Source organism: Streptomyces sp. NPDC005803, assembly GCF_040630435.1.
In the GTDB taxonomy this organism is placed as follows: domain Bacteria; phylum Actinomycetota; class Actinomycetes; order Streptomycetales; family Streptomycetaceae; genus Streptomyces.
Genome location: NZ_JBEXXO010000041.1, coordinates 39,445 through 57,934 on the forward strand (window position 1 = coordinate 39,445; position 18,490 = coordinate 57,934).

At 72.2% G+C, this 18,490-nt stretch carries 15 protein-coding genes; 10 read left to right on the forward strand and 5 right to left on the reverse strand.

Annotation, left to right across the window (positions count from 1 at the left end; translation table 11 throughout):
• Positions 1-249 precede the first annotated feature (249 nt).
• Positions 250-3,468 carry a TIM-barrel domain-containing protein gene (locus tag ABZ454_RS36110; RefSeq protein ID WP_359543734.1) on the forward strand — a complete coding sequence of 1,073 codons (3,219 nt, stop codon included), beginning with the start codon at positions 250-252 and terminating at the stop codon, positions 3,466-3,468.
• A 125-nt stretch (positions 3,469-3,593) separates the two neighbouring features.
• Here the strand turns inward: ABZ454_RS36110 and ABZ454_RS36115 are convergent, their stop codons facing one another.
• Positions 3,594-4,337 carry a hypothetical protein gene (locus ABZ454_RS36115; RefSeq protein ID WP_359543735.1) on the reverse strand — a complete coding sequence of 248 codons (744 nt, stop codon included), beginning with the start codon at positions 4,335-4,337 and terminating at the stop codon, positions 3,594-3,596.
• Positions 4,338-4,441: 104 nt separating this feature from the next.
• On the opposite strand from ABZ454_RS36115, the gene ggt reads away from it, so the two are divergent.
• Together ggt and ABZ454_RS36125 are read left to right on the forward strand one after the other, a co-directional pair.
• The gene (gene ggt / locus ABZ454_RS36120; protein WP_359543736.1) at positions 4,442-6,250 is read left to right on the forward strand and encodes a gamma-glutamyltransferase; all 1,809 of its coding nucleotides are present in this window, start codon (positions 4,442-4,444) and stop codon (positions 6,248-6,250) included.
• A 149-nt stretch (positions 6,251-6,399) separates the two neighbouring features.
• Positions 6,400-7,254 (forward strand): glycoside hydrolase family 75 protein, encoded by an 855-nt coding sequence (locus ABZ454_RS36125; protein ID WP_359543737.1) that lies wholly within the window; start codon positions 6,400-6,402, stop codon positions 7,252-7,254.
• A gap of 30 nt (positions 7,255-7,284) precedes the next feature.
• Here the strand turns inward: ABZ454_RS36125 and map are convergent, their stop codons facing one another.
• Positions 7,285-8,052, reverse strand: a complete 768-nt coding sequence (gene map / locus ABZ454_RS36130) for a type I methionyl aminopeptidase (protein WP_356317175.1) — start codon at positions 8,050-8,052, stop codon at positions 7,285-7,287.
• 41 nt (positions 8,053-8,093) lie between these two features.
• On the opposite strand from map, the gene ABZ454_RS36135 reads away from it, so the two are divergent.
• The 4 genes from ABZ454_RS36135 (at position 8,094) to ABZ454_RS36150 (ending at position 11,668) form a co-directional block, all read left to right on the forward strand.
• The gene (locus ABZ454_RS36135; protein ID WP_356317177.1) at positions 8,094-8,363 is read left to right on the forward strand and encodes a helix-turn-helix transcriptional regulator; all 270 of its coding nucleotides are present in this window, start codon (positions 8,094-8,096) and stop codon (positions 8,361-8,363) included.
• A 38-nt stretch (positions 8,364-8,401) separates the two neighbouring features.
• A complete protein-coding gene (locus ABZ454_RS36140) occupies positions 8,402-8,782 on the forward strand; it encodes a PPOX class F420-dependent oxidoreductase (RefSeq protein ID WP_356317179.1) in 381 nt (126 codons plus the stop codon).
• A 181-nt stretch (positions 8,783-8,963) separates the two neighbouring features.
• Positions 8,964-10,301, forward strand: a complete 1,338-nt coding sequence (locus ABZ454_RS36145) for a hypothetical protein (RefSeq protein WP_359543738.1) — start codon at positions 8,964-8,966, stop codon at positions 10,299-10,301.
• 137 nt (positions 10,302-10,438) lie between these two features.
• Positions 10,439-11,668, forward strand: coding sequence for a metallophosphoesterase (locus ABZ454_RS36150; protein ID WP_356317183.1), 1,230 nt, complete (start codon positions 10,439-10,441; stop codon positions 11,666-11,668).
• A 59-nt stretch (positions 11,669-11,727) separates the two neighbouring features.
• On the opposite strand, the gene ABZ454_RS36155 is transcribed toward ABZ454_RS36150, so the two are convergent.
• Positions 11,728-12,435, reverse strand: coding sequence for a hypothetical protein (locus tag ABZ454_RS36155; RefSeq protein WP_359543739.1), 708 nt, complete (start codon positions 12,433-12,435; stop codon positions 11,728-11,730).
• A gap of 179 nt (positions 12,436-12,614) precedes the next feature.
• A complete protein-coding gene (locus ABZ454_RS36160; protein WP_359543740.1) occupies positions 12,615-13,214 on the reverse strand; it encodes a DUF6058 family natural product biosynthesis protein in 600 nt (199 codons plus the stop codon).
• A 418-nt stretch (positions 13,215-13,632) separates the two neighbouring features.
• Between ABZ454_RS36160 and ABZ454_RS36165 the strand changes: the two genes are divergently transcribed.
• From ABZ454_RS36165 to hydA, 3 genes are all read left to right on the forward strand, one after another.
• The gene (locus ABZ454_RS36165; RefSeq protein ID WP_356317189.1) at positions 13,633-14,475 is read left to right on the forward strand and encodes a nitrilase-related carbon-nitrogen hydrolase; all 843 of its coding nucleotides are present in this window, start codon (positions 13,633-13,635) and stop codon (positions 14,473-14,475) included.
• Positions 14,472-15,755, forward strand: a complete 1,284-nt coding sequence (locus tag ABZ454_RS36170; RefSeq protein ID WP_359543741.1) for an aspartate aminotransferase family protein — start codon at positions 14,472-14,474, stop codon at positions 15,753-15,755. The genes ABZ454_RS36165 and ABZ454_RS36170 overlap by 4 nt, the downstream gene beginning before the upstream one ends.
• A gap of 263 nt (positions 15,756-16,018) precedes the next feature.
• Entirely contained in the window at positions 16,019-17,419 is a 1,401-nt protein-coding gene (gene hydA, locus ABZ454_RS36175) for a dihydropyrimidinase (protein WP_359543742.1), read from the forward strand.
• Positions 17,420-17,511: 92 nt separating this feature from the next.
• Here the strand turns inward: hydA and ABZ454_RS36180 are convergent, their stop codons facing one another.
• Positions 17,512-18,183 (reverse strand): DUF998 domain-containing protein, encoded by a 672-nt coding sequence (locus ABZ454_RS36180; protein WP_359543743.1) that lies wholly within the window; start codon positions 18,181-18,183, stop codon positions 17,512-17,514.
• Between the last annotated feature and the right edge of the window lie 307 nt (positions 18,184-18,490).

The following is an 18,490-nucleotide window of genomic DNA, read 5'->3' on the forward strand; positions in this document are numbered from 1 at the left end:
CCCCGACGCTTCGCGCGGGCGGCGGCCCGCTTCCCGGGCACGGGGCGTTCGTCGCGATCACCGAACCGGCCTCGTTTCCCGCACCGTTATGGACACCGGGCGAGACGGCGTGGTCTCCTACGTGCCGAGCAGGTGATTTGCAACGTTGGAAGAAGCCTGTCGGCAGAGCACCGCCGCCGGCCGGCGTACAGGAGAACGGAGTTGCGTGTGAAACCCGCAGCGATGAGCCGTGGCAGGAATCCCCGACGTGTGCGCCGGAGAGTGGGCGTCGCCGCCGCCCTCGCGGTGGCCGCCTCGACGACCCTCACCGGCGTCGGTACCGCTTCCGCCGGAAGCGGTCACGGCCATCGGATCCCGACCGTCACCTCCGGGGACGCCCGCTTCGAGATCCTCTCGCCGACCCTCATCCGCACCGAGTACGCCGGCGACGGCACGTTCACCGACGACCCGACGTTCAACGCGATCGGGCGGGAGGGGTTCACTCCGACCGCCTACACCGCGCGGACGAAGGACGGCTGGCTGACCGTCTCCACGAGTGCGATGACCCTGCGCTACCGGGTCGGCTCAGGACCCTTCGACGCGCAGAACCTCTCCGTCCGGCTCGCCGCAGGAAAGGCGCCGGTGACCGCGGCCCCCTGGCAGCGGCTCGTCTGCGCGCTCGGCGCGCTGTGCGAGGCGGAGGACCTCCGGCTCGACGGGCTCGGCACGGCCTCCGACCACCGGGACCACACCGGGGCGGCCTTCGCCGCCGGCTTCGAGGCCACCGGCAGCTCGCTGTCCACTGACATCGATGTCAAAGCTGAGGGCACCTACCGGTTCGCCCTGCGTTACGCCAACTCCCGTGGCGGGGACGGCAAGACGGAGACCCGCACGCTGTCCCTCTCGGTGGACGGCGGCGCTCCGCAGAAGGTGAACCTGCCGGCCACGGCGGACTGGGACACCTGGGCGAAGGCCTCGGCGGAGGTGAAACTCGGCAAGGGGCCGCACACCCTCGCGCTGACCCGGACCGCCTCGGACTCGGGATCGGTGAACGTCGACAGCGTCGCCCTGCTCCGGCCCGACGACGACACGTACCCGTCCGCCGCCGACACCGCGATCAAGGACTGCCTCTTCGGGACGAGTTGCGAGGCGGAGGCGGCGCGGATCGGCGGCACGGCCACCGGCGCCCTGGACCACCCCGGGTACGCGGGCAACGGCTTCGTCGCCGAGCTCAACAGGGGTGCGAGCCTGACGGCCCACCTGGTAGGCGTGCCCGCCGACGGCACCTACACGCTCCGGGTGCGCTACGCCAACGGGCAGGGGGGCGACGGCCTCCACCGGACGCGCACCGCCACCGTGACGACCGCGGCCGGAGCACCGGCCACCACCCTCGAACTCCCCGCGACGAAGGACTGGGACGACTGGCAGACGGCCGCCGTCCCCGTCACCCTCAAGGCGGGCGCGAACGACGTCTCCCTCGGCTGCCCCGACCCGGACAGTTGTCACATCAACGCGGACACCCTCTCCCTGGCCGCCCCGAAGGACGCCGCTCCGCAACCGCACCTCGCGCTCGGCGGATACCGCCGCGGCCTGGACGGCGTGACCGGCCAGGGCGCCGCCCCCGTCACCACACCGGGCCTGCTCAGCCAGGACGGCTGGTACCTGCTCGACGACTCCCCGTCGGCCCTCTACGACACCCGGGCGAAGAAGGTGCGCCCCCGCCCCGGTCACGGCGGCGCCCCCTACCAGGACGGATACGTCTTCGGCTACGGCCACGATTACAAGCAGGGCCTCACCGACCTCGCCACTCTCACCGGGCCGCCCGCACTCCTGCCCACCTGGGCGTACGGCGTCTGGTACTCCGAGTACATCGACCGGACGGCCGCCGACTACCAGGACGAGATCCTGCCGGCGTTCCGCGCGGAGGGCGTGCCCCTCGACGTCCTGGTGACCGACACCGACTTCAAGGCCGGTGACACCTGGCGGGGCTGGGAGATCGACCGGGCCAAGTTCCCCGACCCCGAGGGCTTCTTCGACTGGTCGCAGGCTCAGGGCCTGCACAACACGCTCAACGTGCACCCGAGCATCCGGGCCTCCGATCCCCAGTTCGCCCAGGCGCAGTCCACCGCCAAGGGCAAGCTGGTCAAGGGGGGCTGCGGCGACGACTGCTACGTCTTCGACTTCGGCGACCCGGACCAGCTCAAGGCGTATATGGACCTGCACCGGACCATGGACCAGCAGGGCAACGACTTCTGGTGGCTGGACTGGTGCTGCGACTCCTCGCAGTCCTCGCTGAAGGGCGTGACGCCCGACGCGTGGATCAACCAGAGTTACGCCGACAAGTCCGCCGAGGCCATCGGCCGGGGCTTCGTCCTCTCCCGCGCCTACGGCTCGCTCCAGGCCGGCGGGTACAGCGGCCAGCAGGCCCTGCCGACCGGCCCCTGGGCGGACAAGCGCAGCACCGTCCACTTCACCGGCGACACCGCCTCCACCTGGGGCACCCTCCGTCTGGAGGTCGGATACACCCCGGGCGAGTCCGCCGCGACCGGCATGGCGTCCATCACCCACGACATCGGCGGCCACAACGACACCACGGGGATACCCGGTTCGGAGGAGGGCACGCACAAGCTCCCCGACGACCTGTACGCCCGCTGGGTCCAGTTCGGCACCTTCCAGCCCATCGACCGCCTGCACAGCAACCACAGCGACCGGCTCCCGTGGCAGTACGGCCCGTCGGCGCGCAAGTCGGCGGACGCCTTCCTCAACCTCCGCGAGAACCTGGTGCCTTACACCTACACCCTGGCCGAGGAGGCCAACCGCACCGGCGTGCCGATCGTCCGCCCGACCTACCTTGAATACCCCGACGAGCCGGCGGCGTACGCGGCGGCCGGCGGTGAGTACTTCTACGGTTCCGACGTGCTGGTCGCCCCGGTGACCACGCCCGGCGACACCGCCACCACCTCCGTGTGGTTCCCGCCGGGGCAGTGGACCGACTACTTCACCGGCAAGACCTACCAGGGCGGCACCACGCAGTCCGTCACCACCACCCTCGACACGATGCCCGTCTTCATCAAGGCGGGCGGCATCATGCCCACCCGTACCCAGGACGTCACCGACAACGACCGCAATCCCCTCACCGACGTCAGCCTGTCCATCGCCGGCGGCGCCCCGGGCTCGTACCGCCTGTACGAGGACGACGGCACCACGACGCGGAAGGACCGGAGCGCCACCACGACCGTGACGTACCAGGAGAAGGGCTCGCGCCGGACCGTGTCGATCGGCGGGGCCAAGGGATCCTTCGACGGCCAGGTGAAGAACCGCCGGTGGACGCTCTCCCTGCTGGGCACCACGCACGCACCCACCGAGGTCACCGCGCGCGGGGTGCGGCTCGCCCCGGACGCCTACCACTGGGACGCCGGCACCGGAGTCCTCACCGTCACGCTCCCCAGCCGGTCCGTGCACTCACCGGTCACCGTGACCGTGCGGTAGCCGGCCGCGGGATCCGGCGGCCGCGCGTGCACCCGGACGACGAGCGCCGACGCGCTCGCCCCGGGGCCGCGAGGCCGTCGGCCGCCCGGCGCCCGTGCGACGGCGCCGGCTCACCCCGGCCGCGCTCAGCCGGAGGCGCGGTGCGAGGTGCGCGGGGCGGGGGCCGGGGACTGCGCGGCCCGGGTCACGTCTCCTACCAGCTCGACCACGTCGGGGCCGTACGCCTGGGAGTTGACCACCTTCAGCAGCAGGCAGAAGGTGCTGTTGCCGTGCTTGCGCGCCAGCCGCTCGTGGTTGCGGGCCAGGTAGCGGGACGCCGCCTGGTTGGTGATGGCCTGCTGGCCGCAGAACAGGAAGACCGGCCGGGCATCCTGACCGGCCGTCAGGCGCGCCAGCAGCACGTACTCGGCGACGCCCTTCTCCACCCGGTACCGTTCCGAGCCGATCTGGAAGGCGTTGCGGTCCGGGCCCGGCTCGGGGTCGGTGTTGACCCGGACCCCGGGCAGCAGGGACTGCAGGTGGGCGGCCATCCGGCGGTTCGAGACCGGGCCGCCGACGCAGAATTCGGTGCGCTTCCCGAAGCCCTGCTGGGCGATGTCGTGCGACAGGATCTGGGCGTGCGCCGAGCAGTCCTTGATCAGCGCGGACAGTTCGAGCAGGGCGAAGACGTCGTGGCGGTGGACGGCTCCGTCGCCGCCCGCGTCGCGGTTGACGACGAGCAGGCACTCCGAGTTCCCCGGCAGCCCGAAGAACGCCTGCTTGCGGCGGAGCTTGCGGCGCCAGAGATAGGTGCGCGCGAGCCAGCCCAGGGCGGCGCTGAGACCGGCGGCTATCACGCCCAGCACGATGTTTCGTACGTCGTCAGTCATGGGCGGGCATGTTAGCGGGCATTCGGCCGCAAGTTCGAGGCGCTCCTGACGGGGCGGCCTGAGCGGCGTTACCCTGCGCGGACAATCCTTCACTGGAGGTGCGCATGAGGCGTTCCGTTGTGCGGAACGGGTCGTTGTCGGTCGTTCTCGCCGCCGTGGTGACGGTCGGGGCAGCCGCCCCGTCGTCCTCCGCGCCACCGACCTCGCCGCCGCCCAAGTCGCCCTTGGCGGTGGGGTACGGGGGAGCGGTTTCCAGTGTCGACGCCGACGCGACGGCCGCGGGCATCGAAGTGCTCCGCAAGGGCGGCAACGCGGTGGACGCGGCCGTCGCCACCGCGGCGGCCCTCGGAGTGACCGAGCCGTACTCGGCGGGGCTGGGCGGCGGTGGCTACTTCGTCCACTACGACGCCCGCACCCACCGGGTGGAGACGATCGACGGCCGCGAGACCGCGCCGCGCAGCGCGGACTCCTCGCTCTTCCTGGAGAACGGGAAGCCCCTCGCCTTCGACTCCGCCGTCACCAGCGGTCTCGGCGTCGGCACGCCAGGCACCCCCGCGACCTGGGACGCGGCTCTCGACGCCTGGGGCAGCAAGTCGCTCCGTCAGGTCCTGAAGCCGGCCGAGCGCCTGGCCCGGGACGGCTTCGTCGTCGACAGCACGTTCCGCTCGCAGACGGAGGGCAACCAGGCCAGGTTCGCCGACTTCCCGGCCACCCGGAAGCTCTTCCTGCCGGGCGGCGGACTCCCGGTGGTCGGCTCGGTGTTCAAGAACCCCGATCTGGCCCGCACCTACGAGGAGGTCGGCCGCGAGGGGGTCGACACGCTCTACCGGGGCAAGCTGGCCGAGGACATCGTGCGGACCGTACGCAATCCGCCCGTCGACCCGGCGGCGACCCGGGTGGTCCGTCCCGGCGACCTCACCACGAAGGACCTGCGCTCCTACCGGACGCTGCGGCAGGCGCCCACGAAGGTGGGCTACCGCGGGCTCGACGTCTACGGCATGGCACCGTCCTCGTCCGGTGGTACGACGGTGGGCGAGGCCCTCAACATCCTCGAGTCCACGGACCTTTCGAAGGTGAGCGAGGCGCAGTACCTGCACCGCTTCATCGAGGCGAGCCGCATCGCGTTCGCGGACCGGGGGCGCTGGGTGGGCGACCCGGCGTTCGAGGACGTGCCGACGAAGGAGCTCCTCAGCAAGCGGTTCGCCGACTCGCGGGAGTGCCTGATCAAGGACGACGCGGTGCTCACCAGCCCGCTGGCCCCGGGGGACCCGCGCCACCCCGGCGACTGCGCCGGCCCCGGGACGGCCGCCCCGACGACGTACGAGGGCGAGAACACCACGCACCTGACGACCGCCGACAAGTGGGGCAACGTCGTCGCGTACACCCTGACGATCGAGCAGACGGGCGGCAGCGGCATCACCGTGCCGGGGCGCGGCTTCCTGCTCAACAACGAGCTGACGGACTTCTCGTTCGCGCCGGCCAACCCGGCCGTCCACGACCCGAATCTGCCGGGTCCGGGCAAGCGGCCGCGGTCGTCGATCTCCCCGACCATCGTGCTGAAGCACGGGGAGCCGGTGCTCGCCCTGGGGTCGCCGGGCGGCGCCACCATCATCACGACCGTCCTCCAGTCGCTGATCGGCACGGTCGACCGTGGCCTGCCGCTGGTGGACGCCATCGCGGCGCCCCGTGCCAGCCAGCGCAACGCGGCGGCCACGGAGCTCGAACCGGGGCTGTGGAACAGCCCGGTACGGGCCCGGCTGGAGGCCCTGGGGCACGTCTTCAAGCTCAACCCGGAGATCGGGGCGGCGACGGGTGTGCAGCGGCTGCCGGACGGCCGGTGGCTCGCGGCCGCAGAGACGGAGCGGCGGGGCGGCGGCTCGGCCATGGTGGTGTGGCCGGCCGGACGCAGGTGACGGCACGTCAGTAGCCGTACGGGAGGGGCCGGGTCGGGCGCGGGCGCGCCCTGCCCCGGGCCGGTCCCGCCGCCTCGACGGAGGCATGGGGGGGGTGTCTTGGCTGATGTCAGCAAGAAAGAGACCCCTCACAGAAGGGCACCTCCACGGTGCGTACGCGAACGCTTGCCCTGGCCACGGTCTCCGGCGCCGCCCTGCTCGCGGCGGGATCCCTCGCGCCCGCCGCCCGGGCCGGCTCCGCCTTCCGGGCCGAGGCGTTCACACAGGTGGGTCAGGCGCGCCCTGCTCCGGCGCACCTCACTCCTGCCGCCTATGCCCGCACGGCGCCCGAGGGCGGACCGGCCGGCGCCCCCTCGGCCGCGACACCCGCCTCCGCCCCCGTCCGCACCCCTGCCCCTGTCCCTGCCGAGGGCGAGGAAGGCGCGGTCGGGGCGGGCGAGCTGCTGGCCAAGGTCTCGGTCTGCAAGCGTGTCTCGAAGGGCTTCTACCGTACGGACGCGGGGGCTCCTTCCTCCGTGCCGGTGTGCGGGATGAACGGAGCCGTGTTCTGGCGGGCCGACCTGGACACCGACTGCGACGGACAGGTGACCAAGGCCTGCAACAGCCGCACCGATCCGTGGTTCCAGGGCGACACCGCGTTCCGCACCTCCGACGACCGCCCGCTGAACGCGGAGGAACTCCCGTACGTCGTGGTGCCCGGCCGCAGCTCCCTCTGGGACTTCAGCAGCGCGGGCATCAAGGGCGGCGGCGTCGTCGCGGTCGTCCACGCGGGAAAGGTGGTGTACGCCGTCGTCGGTGACACCGGGCCTGCCGGCGTCATCGGTGAGGCCTCGTACGCCACCGCCGAGGCGCTCGGGATCGACCCGGACCCGAGGACCGGCGGCGTCGGGTCCGGCGTCACGTACATCCTCTTCAAGGACTCCGTCGTCTCGCCGATCGAGAGCCGCAGCGCGGCGGTCGCCGCCGGTCAGGCCCTCGCCGGGACGTTCCTGCGGGACAACTGAGGGCGCCTCGACGGGGCGGTCGGAGGGCGGTCAGAGGGCGGTCAGGATCCGGGGGCCGTCGTTCGTGATGGCCACCGTGTGCTCGGCGTGCGCGGCCCGGCTGCCGTCGGTCGTACGCAGGGTCCATCCGTCCGGGTCCGGGTGGTAGGCGTCTTTGCCGCCGCCGATGAGCATCGGTTCGATGGCCAGCACCATGCCGTGCCGCAGCGGCATCCCGCGACCGGGGCGCCCCTCGTTGGGAACGCCCGGGTCCTCGTGCATGGCCCGGCCGATGCCGTGCCCGCCGAAGCCCTCCGGGATGCCGTAACCCGCCGTGCGGCAGACCGTGCCGATCGCGTGCGCGATGTCGCCGATCCGGTTGCCGACGACGGCCGCCGCGATGCCCGCCTCCAGCGCCTCGAAGGCCGTCTCGATCAGCCGGGTGTCCGCCGGCCGGGCGCGGCCGACGGTGAAGCTGATCGCCGAGTCCCCGGCCCAGCCGTCGAGCAGGGCGCCCGCGTCGACGCTGACCAGATCGCCGTCGCGCAGCCGCACGCCGTTCGGGATGCCGTGCACGATCGCGTCGTTCACCGATACGCAGATCACGCCGGGGAAGGGGGTCGGCGCGAAGTGCGGCCGGTAGTTCAGGAACGGTGATCCGGCGCCGGCCTCGCGCAGGACCCCGCGGGCCACCTCGTCGAGATCGCGCGGTGTGACGCCGACCGCTGCCGCCTCGCGCGCGGCTGTCAGTACCTGCGCGACGACCCGGCCGGCCTCGCGCATGGCTTCGATGGATGTGTCTGTCTTGAGCTGCACCATGCCAATTACTATACCGGTCCGAGCGGTATTAGAATGACGGCATGGTACGAACGCCCCTCACCCCCGAAGAGCGCCTGCGAGGCGAACGGCTCGGCCGGCTGCTCCGCGAGGCGCGCGGTCGCCGCAGCATGGCCGACATCGCGGCGTGCGCCGGAATCTCGGCCGAGACGCTGCGCAAGATCGAGACCGGTCGCGCCCCGACCCCCGCCTTCTTCACCGTCGCGGCGCTCGCCGCGGCCCTCGGCCTTTCCATGGACGAACTGCTCCTGCGCTGCGTGCCGGAGCCCAACTCCGTCCAGCTGGCTGGATAGTGGGAGAGGGGGTGATCGTCCGACGTAGGGTTGGGGGCATGAGCCTCCAGGACTTCGCCCGCAGCGAGTACGTCAGTCTCACCACCTACCGGAAGGACGGCACGCCCGTCGCCACACCGGTGTGGGCCGCGGTCGAGGGGAACGAGCTGTTCGTCTGGACCAAGAGTGATTCGTGGAAGGTCAAGCGGCTGCGCAACGACAGCCGCGTCCGCGTCACCGTCTGCGACGTGCGCGGGCGGATCGCGGAGGGCGCCCCGAGCGCCGAGGGGACCGGCAGGCTGCTCGACGAGCAGGGTACGAACGGTGCGCGCCGGGCCATCGCCCGCAAGTACACGTGGAAGTACTGGCTGCTCGACTACCCGGCGATGATCGTCCGCCTCGGCAAGCGGCCGCAGACCGGGATCGCCATCACGTTCTGACCCTTCACGTTCTGACCCCCTCACGTTCTGGCCCCTGGCGGCGCGTCGCGGGGGTGCTCGCGGGGTGGGGTGTGCGCCTCTCGGACCCGGGGCGAAAACTGCGCGTAGCCGTCCCGTAACACGACTGCGGTCGAATGCCTGCGGACCGGAAGGTTCCAGTCGACGGCGGCCGAGGGCGACGATGACGGTGCATCAGCATGCTGAACCAGTAAGTGAGTTCGCGCGTTATCTGCGGGGGATGACGGCGTTGCTCGATCCCGCGGGGGGTTGGTACGGACTGTTCTGCCGGCGTGACCCGGAAGGGATGCGGGCATGCCTGGCGGGGGCGGAGATCCCACCCTGGGACGTGGTGGAGTCGCTCCTCATCGACCTTGCCGCGCTGCGGGGAGCCGCGTTCGCGGAGCGCGAGTCGGCGCGCGCCGCGACGCTCTACGCCGCCTCCGCCGTCGCCCACGACCGGCGCCCCGGCGGGCGGCAGCAACTCGTGGAGCGGCTGGAGCTGATGCTGCGGGAGCAGGCCGACGCGGCCCATCGGCTCCGCATGGCCCGGGCGGGCGGTGAACCGGGCTCCGTCGGCGCGGAGGCGGCCGACTGGGCGCGCGACGACCACGCCCGGGCATCTGCCCGCTGCAGCGAACTGCGCGGAAGGCTGGCTGCGACGGCGGCGCCGGCCGACTGGCCCCGCACGGAGGAGGAGCCGGCTGTTCGGGCTGCGCGACAGCCCGCCGGGCCGGTCGCGGCCGCGTCCCCGCAGGCCGAACCGGAACCCGTCCCCGAACTGCCGGCCGTCCCCGTCCGGAGGAAGCCGAGGGGCGCGCGGTTCGCCGGGCTGGAGGCCGAGGAGCAGGTCCCCGTGGCCGCCGTGCCCGAACCGTCCGCGCCGGCGGCCCTGCCCCGGGGAGCCCGCTTCGGGGGCGCTCCCGGCACGGAGGGCGGCCCGGCCGAGCCTGCCGTGGTGGCGCAGGACCCGGCCGCGTCGCGGTCCGCACGGGTCACCGTCGCGACCCTGATCCGGCTCCGGGCCGAGGGTCGCAGCGGTGAGGCCCATGGAGTGCTCTGCGAAGCGGCGGGCAGGCCCGCGGAGCTGTTGCCGGTCCTTGCCGTCGAACTGCACCGGGCGGGGCTCGGTGCGGACTGGTCGACTCTGCTGTGGGAGGTGTCCTCGCGGCCTCCGGCCGAGCTCGCGGCAGCGGCGGACGCACTCGCCGGGGCGGGGCGCGCGGAGGACTGCGGGCACCTGTTGCGTCAAGGCGTGGCGCGGCCGGCCGCCGAGATCGCCGCCGCGGTGACCGCCCTGGGGCGGGCCGGCCGCGGTCCTCAGGCACAGGCGTTGCTCGGCGCCTTCGTCCGCGTACGGACACCTCAGGACGCGGCGCGGATGGCGGAGAGCGACCCGCGCCACCTCGTACCGCCCCTGCTGGCGGCGGCGAGAGCGGTGTCCGAGGCGCGGGAACGGGACATCGTGCACGCCTTGCGGGTGGCGGGGCTTTCGGCACACGTGCACGGGGCGTCTCATTGATCCGAACAGCGTGACCCCTAGGCCGGAGCGGGTGCAGGCGTTCAACCGGCCGCCCTCCACGAACGCGCGCGGAGTATTACCAGGACGGCCGGGTACAGTGCGCGCGTCAGCAGTCTGGCCACTTGAGGAGGGGAAGCGTGACCGACACCAGCGAAGCCCGATCCGCGGACGGTGCGGCGCATGCGACCCAGCGGAGTCGACTGCGCCGCCTGATGCGCTACATCCCCCTGATCGCCCCCGTCCTGCTGTGGACCGTGCCCTGCTGGGTGCTGCTGTACGCCGGCCAGCACTGGCCGCTGCCCGTGGCGCTCGGGGGCACCGCCCTGTTCGCCCTCGGTCTGATCGCCATGCCGCTCGCGATGGCGCGCGGCCACGGCCGGCGGCAGCAGGACCGGGCGGCGATCGTCGGGGACACCCTCCTCGGTGCCGGCTGGGTACTGTTCACCTGGTCCGTCCTGCTCGGTGTCCTGCTGCGCCTCGCCCTGACCGTGGCCGGGGCGGGCGACGGGCAGGACCGGGCCCGGATCGTCACCTGGGCGATCCTCGGCGTGAGCGCCGTGCTGCTCGCCTGGGGGTACGCCGAGGCCCGCCGCGTGCCACGAGTGCGCCGACTCGACGTGCAACTCCCGCGCCTGGGCGCCGGTTTGGACGGCACCCGCGTCGTCCTCCTCACCGACACCCACTACGGTCCGCTCGACCGCGCCCGCTGGTCGGAGCGGGTCTGCGCGAAGGTCAACAGCCTGGAGGCCGACCTGGTCTGCCACACGGGCGACATCGCGGACGGCACAGCCGAACGCCGCCGCGCCCAGGCCGCTCCGCTCGGCACCGTGCGGGCAACCCGGGCCCGGGTCTACGTCACCGGAAACCACGAGTACTACAGCGAGGCCCAGGGCTGGGTCGACCTGATGGACGAACTGGGCTGGGAGCCGCTGCGCAACCGCCATCTGCTGCTCGAACGCGGCGGGGACACCCTGGTGGTCGCCGGTGTGGACGACGTCACCGCGGAGTCGTCGGGCCTGGCGGGCCACCGCGCCCACCTCGCCGGAGCCCTGAACGGCGCCGACCCCGACCTGCCCGTCCTGCTCCTGGCACACCAGCCGAAGTTCGTCGACCGGGCCGCAGCCGACGGCGTCGACCTCCAGCTCTCCGGCCACACCCACGGCGGCCAGATCTGGCCCTTCCACCACCTTGTCCGCATCGACCAGCCCGCCCTCGCGGGTCTCAGCCGCCACGGCGCCCGCACCCTCCTGTACACCAGTCGCGGCACCGGCTTCTGGGGCCCGCCGTTCCGTGTGTTCGCCCCCAGCGAGATCACCCTCCTCGTCCTCCGCTCCCCGCACCGGCCTCCCACGCCGTCACACTCATAGCCACCGGCCTGAGGGGGCCCCGGCAGTCCCTCGGGCGCCGGCGGCGTCCCCTCAGTGGCTCACGCGGCGGACAGCGTCCACGCCCCGGCGGAGCGCACCTGGTAGTAGCCGCGGCCCGGCCACCGGAACGTGTGCTCCCCGGCGCGGCCCTCGACCACCGTCAGCCCGTAGGCAAGGCGGTCGTCGAGGGACTCCAACTGGATCTGGCCCGGGCCCGCGTAGTGGAGGGTGCCCGGGCCCGCCTGCCCTCGGTAGTGGACGACATCCGACCCGGTGCCGTTGATCTCGTCGTGGAAGCGCGGGACTTCCCGCAGGGGGGCCGCGGTCGCCGTCCACGCTTCCGGGTCGCCGGCAGCGGAGACGCGGAACCCGATGGTCTTGGTCGCGTCCGGCAGCGGTACGGGGGCGCCGTCGCCCGACAGCCGGTAGAGGCGTGAGGAGCGTCCCTTCCTGCCCACGACACGCAGGGCGACCGGTGCCCGCCCGTGGGTCGAGAAGACCATCACGGCCGGGCGGTACGGCGGCATTGTCAGGTGATGCGTCTGCTCGCCGCTTCCGTCCTCACCGCTGATCTGCGGCTGGGGTCCACGCGCCGGCGTCGGCGCGCGGTGCCCGGCCTCGCGCGGCTGCGGGCGGACCCGGTCGCGCGTGCCCGGCTGCGCGAGGCCGACGAAATCGGTGATCTCGACATCGGTCTTGGCGAGCGCCGCCTGCCCGCGCCCGCGCCATGACCACAGTCGGTGCAGCCCGGCCAGCCCTCCACGCATGGCAGCCATCATGCCGCACGGTCCGACGGCGACGGGGCGAAGTGGGCGAAAGGCCCTGCTCCCGCTCGCCCCGGCCCCTTCCTGCGCGCGGGCCTCAGGCGGCGCACGCCGGGCTCCGCCGACCGCGCTCCGCAGCCGACGCCCTCGGCCGTCCGGCGGATGTCGGCCGCGGCACCGGGTCAGGGGCGGGGGAATCGAGCGCGCATGGCGTCGATGCAGGTGTCCCGGGACGTGGGCCCGCCGAACCGAAGGCGGTCGTATTCCGTGAACGCCGGTTCCAGCGCGTCGAGTTCGTCGATCAGGGCGTGCAGCCGCCCGGAGCCCCGCGCGGAACCGGCATCCGCCTCGTTCGCCGCGGCAGTGATCGCTCTCGTGAGGTGGTCCTTGCGCTGGATGGTGGCCGGGGTCACCGAGCGCAGGCAAACGTACTGTCCGCTGACGTACGCGTTCCACTCCGCCCTTCCCGTATCCGGGTCCGCCCAGTGCGCGGTGAACCACGCTTCGAGCAGCTCCACGCCGCCGGATGTGTCGGCGAGAGCGAAGAGGTCGGCCGGCACCATCTCCGCACCGTCGGAGCGCAGGTATCCCGGAAGTGGCAGACGCCCCGCCAGCATCAGTCGGCGCACCGCATCGGCATCGCGGCCCTGGGCGGTGCACAGTTCCTCCAGAGCCACGAACTGCGCGCTGACGTATGCGTCGTCGGCATCGGTCATCGGATGGTCGCCGTTGACTTCGCGGAACCGCTCGGCGAGCTGTCGCCCGAGGTCTGTCTCCGGCATCGGTATGCCTCCTGCGTCACCGGCGCGGGACTCTCCCGCGCCGGACCGGGCACGCTACCGGCCGGATGGTTCGGCGCCCGCCGAACCATCGGCGGACTCACCCGGCGCAAGGGCGCCCCCCACCCGCCCGTCCAGGAGGTCGACGAGGCGGCGCGCCGCGCGCCCACGACCTCCGGCGGAAAGGGTCAGGCGCCCTGGGGCGCGATCGTCTGGAGCACGCCAGGCGAGCGGGGCTCCGGAGGCCATCCGGCCCACCCCGAGCGCTGGACCGCACGGGTGTGAAACATGATCGACTCAGCTGGTTCACGGCGATGGTCTTGCCCCGTTGTGTGACGGGGCTTACGTTCTCACCTACGCACGTGTCTACGGGCGTAGAAACGCGAAGAGGCTCTCTGACGCCGCGTCGAAGGAGCAGCTCATGTCCCACGTCGTACGCGCCGCACTCGTCCAGGCGACCTGGACCGGCGACACCGAATCCATGATCGCCAAGCACGAGGAACACGCTCGCGAGGCCGCCCGGCAGGGGGCGAAGATCATCGGGTTCCAGGAGGTGTTCAACGCCCCCTACTTCTGCCAGGTGCAGGAGCCCGAGCACTACCGCTGGGCGGAGGCCGTGCCCGACGGCCCGACCGTGCGGCGGATGCGGGAGCTGGCCCGTGAGACCGGCATGGTGATCGTCGTCCCGGTCTTCGAGGTCGAGCAGTCCGGCTTCTACTACAACACCGCCGCCGTGATCGATGCCGACGGCTCGTATCTCGGCAAGTACCGCAAGCACCACATCCCGCAGGTCAAGGGGTTCTGGGAGAAGTACTACTTCAAGCCCGGCAACGTCGGCTGGCCGGTCTTCGACACGGCGGTGGGCAAGGTCGGCGTCTACATCTGCTACGACCGGCACTTCCCCGAAGGGTGGCGTCAACTGGGCCTCAACGGGGCACAGTTGGTGTACAACCCGTCCGCGACCTCGCGCGGCCTCTCCGGCTACCTCTGGCAGCTGGAACAGCCCGCGTCCGCCGTCGCCAACGAGTACTTCATCGCCGCGATCAACCGCGTCGGCCAGGAGGAGTACGGCGACAACGACTTCTACGGCACCAGCTACTTCGTCGACCCGCGCGGTCAGTTCGTCGGTGAGGTCGCCAGTGACAAGGCCGAGGAACTCCTCGTCCGCGACCTGGACTTCGGCCTCATCGAAGAAGTCCGACAGCAGTGGGCGTTCTACCGGGACCGCCGCCCCGACGCGTACGAAGGACTGGTGGAGCCGTGAGCAGTCTGCACCACCGCCACCTCGCCGTCAGCCCCGACTGGCTGGCGCTCTACTACCGGCACCCACTGGAGATCACCCACGGCGAGGGGCGCCACGTCTGGGACGCCGACGGCAGGCGCTACCTCGACTTCTTCGGCGGCATTCTCACCACGATGACCGCCCACGCCCTGCCCGAAGTCACCAAGGCGGTCAGTGAGCAGGCGGGGCGGATCATTCACTCCTCCACGCTCTATCTGAACCGGCCGATGGTCGAGCTCGCCGAGCGCATCGCGACGCTCTCCGGCATTCCGGACGCCCGGGTCTTCTTCACCACCTCCGGCACCGAGGCCAACGACACGGCCCTGCTGCTCGCCACCACGTACCGCAGGTCGAACCAGATCCTCGCGATGCGCAACAGCTACCACGGCCGGTCCTTCTCCGCGGTCTCCGTCACCGGCAACAGCGCCTGGTCGCCCACCAGCCTGTCGCCGCTCCAGACGCTGTACGTGCACGGGGGCGTCCGCAGCCGTGGACCGTACGCGCACCTGGGCGACGGGGAGTTCATCGCCGCCTGTGTCGCGGACCTGGAGGACCTGCTCGGCCACGCCCGGTCGCCCGCCGCGCTGATCGCCGAACCCATCCAGGGCGTCGGCGGGTTCACCTCACCGCCCGACGGCCTGTACGCGGCGTTCCGCGAAGTCCTGAACCGGCACGGCATCCTGTGGATCTCCGACGAGGTGCAGACCGGCTGGGGACGCTCCGGCGAACACTTCTGGGGCTGGCAGGCACACGGGCGGAACGGACCGCCGGACATCCTCACGTTCGCCAAGGGGATCGGCAACGGCATGTCGATCGGCGGTGTCGTGGCCCGGGCCGACGTCATGAACTGCCTGGACGCCAACTCCATTTCGACGTTCGGCGGATCCCCGGTCACGATGGCCGCCGGCCTCGCCAACCTCTCGTACCTCCTCGAACACGACCTCCAGGGCAACGCCCGCCGCGTCGGCGGTCTGCTCATCGAGCGGCTGCGCGCGATCGGCGCGGCCTCGGAGTGCGTACGGGAGGTGCGCGGGCGCGGCCTGATGATCGGCGTCGAACTGGTGAAGCCGGGCACGGACGAAGCGAACCCCGAAGCGGCCGCGGCCGTGCTCGAAGCCGCCCGGGAGGGCGGCCTGCTCATCGGCAAGGGCGGTGGCCACGACACCAGCGTGCTGCGCATCGCTCCGCCGCTCTCGCTGTCCATCCCGGAGGCGGAGGAGGGCGCGGCGATCCTCGCCGAAGCGCTGCGCTCGGTGGGGTGAGGGCGGGGGTGCGGTGGTCCGGGCCACCGCACCCCGACGCCGGGCGTCCCGCATCCTCCGCGCGCGGGTGCCCGCGCGGGTGCCCGCGCGGAGGACGGCGCCGCGCCCGCGCTGGGCTGGGCGGGTGCCGGGCGGGTGAAACGGGAACGTCTTCGGGGGTGGGCGGCAGCGGTATTGCCACAGTGGGTAACCCACTTCTACGGTCTTCACCACGCACCCCGTCTACGTGCGTAGACCCATTCCGCCACAGTGAGGAGGGGCACATGAGCCGCACCGTCATCCACGGCGGCCTCGTCGTCACCGCGTCCGACGAGATGCACGCCGACGTACTCGTCGACGGCGGCCGCGTCGTCGCACTCGCCGCGCACGGCACCGATGCCGCAGCGGCCTGGAGCGCCGACCGGTCCATCGACGCCACCGGGAAGTACGTCATCCCGGGCGGGGTCGACGCGCATACCCACATGGAGATGCCGTTCGGCGGCACCTTCGCCTCCGACACGTTCGAGACCGGCACCCGGGCCGCGGCGTGGGGCGGCACGACCACCATCATCGACTTCGCGATCCAGTCCAAGGGCGGATCGCTCGCCGAAGGGCTCGACACCTGGCACGAGAAGGCGGACGGAAAGTGTGCCGTCGACTACGCCTTCCACATGATCATGTCCGATGTGAACGAGTCCTCGCTCAAGGAGATGGACGGGCTCGTCTCTGCCGGGGTCACCTCGTTCAAACTCTTCACCGCGTACCCGGGCGTCTTCCTCTCCGACGACGGCCAGATCCTTCGGGCCATGCAGCGCGCCGGATCGAACGGCGGACTGATCATGACGCACGCGGAGAACGGTCTCGCGATCGACGTGCTCGTGGAGCAGGCGCTGGCGCGCGGGGAGAGGGACCCGCGCTACCACGGCGAGGTCCGCAAGGCGCTCCTGGAGGCCGAGGCGACGCACCGGGTGATCAAACTGAGCCAGGTGGCGGAATGCCCCGTGTACGTGGTGCACGTGTCGGCCCAGGAGGCCGTCGCGGAACTGGCGCGAGCCCGGGACGAGGGACTTCCCGTCTTCGGTGAGACGTGCCCGCAGTATCTCTTCCTGTCGACCGACAACCTTGCCGAACCCGACTTCGAAGGCGCCAAGTACGTCTGCTCCACGCCGCTGCGCCCCCGGGAGCACCAGGAGGCACTGTGGCGCGGGCTGCGGACGAACGATCTGCAGGTGGTGTCCACGGACCACTGCCCGTTCTGCTTCAAGGGGCAGAAGGAGAAGGGCCGGGGTGACTTCTCGAAGATCCCGAACGGCATGCCGGGCGTCGAGAACCGCATGGACCTGCTGCACCAGGCCGTCGTCGACGGGCACATCAGCCGCCGCCGCTGGATCGAGATCGCGTGCGCCGCGCCTGCCCGGATGTTCGGCCTGTATCCGAGGAAGGGCACGATCGCGCCGGGCGCGGACGCCGACATCGTCATCTACGACCCGCATGCCGAGCAGGTCATCTCGGCCAGTACGCACCACATGAACGTCGACTACTCGGCGTACGAGGGCAAGCGCGTGCGAGGGCGGGTCGAGACCGTGCTGTCACGTGGGGTGCCCGTGATCGACAACCGCGCGTACGCGGGGCAGCCGGGGCACGGGGTGTACGTGCCGCGGGGCATCGGACAGTACGCCCCGTGAGGCGGCACCGGTGACGGATGACCCGGCCCGCCGGGGCCGGGTGTCCGGCCCTGCGCGGGGCGGGGGCATGCCCCGTCGCCGTGGGGTCCGCCTCAGCCCCGGGCGCAGGAGACCACCACGACGAGAGGCCAGAACGACTGCGCGAACGTGAGGACGCGCTCGGCCGCTCCGGCGGTGCCGAACAGGAAGAGGGCGAGCAGGAACCAGGCGCCACCGGCCCACATCAGTGCCGTCGCAGCGGCGGACGGCCCGGGCCGCAGGCCCCACGGTGCGGTGCTGCCAGGGAGCGGAGCGGCTCGCCCGGGCAGCGGCGGCAAGGCGCGGGCGCCGCGACGCACGGCCGCTGGCCCGGGCAGCGGCCGTAAGGCGCGGGCGCCGCGACGCACGGCCAGGACCGGCCACATCGCCAGCAGCGAGAATCCGACCACCACCACGGTCCCGTGCGCGAACGAGCCGCCGCTCAGCGGCGCCGGGAACAGCGCGAGCAGTATCGCCGAGAGCCCCCCGCCCGCCAGCGCCAGCCGTCCGAAGGGCGCGGCCGGACGCAGTCCGCAGGCGGTGACCACGTGGCAGGCGCCGAGGGCGAGCAGGGCCGACGTCATCACCCAGTAACCGCCGGCCCCGTCGGCGGCGAGGACGCTGATCGTGGTCGAGGCCGGGTCGTAGCCGGGCCCCTGAAGCCGTCCTGACACCGCCCAGCCCCCGACGAGAAGGACCGGCGCGCACACCGCGGAGAACAGGGCCCACGTGGGGACAGATCGCATCGCAGAACGCTAGAACGCCCGGGCCCGCAACCCCCGGCGCACACGCTGGCGAAAGTGATGATCAGCCGGGCGGGCGTCCGTACGGGGAGTCCTCGGGGGACCACGTGGAGGCCAGGCGGAGGGGCGGGCCGGCGACGGTCCTGGCGTCCGTATGGCCCGCGAAGGGCGGCCCGCCTTGCGATGCACCGCATCTGACGCCGCGCGCTGATCCACCAGGGATTACGGGACAGCCCTTAGCTTGATCTTTAACCTGTGCGGCGTGGACGCGGGGTTGTTGACTTCTTCGTGCGTCGCTTCGTGGAGCCTG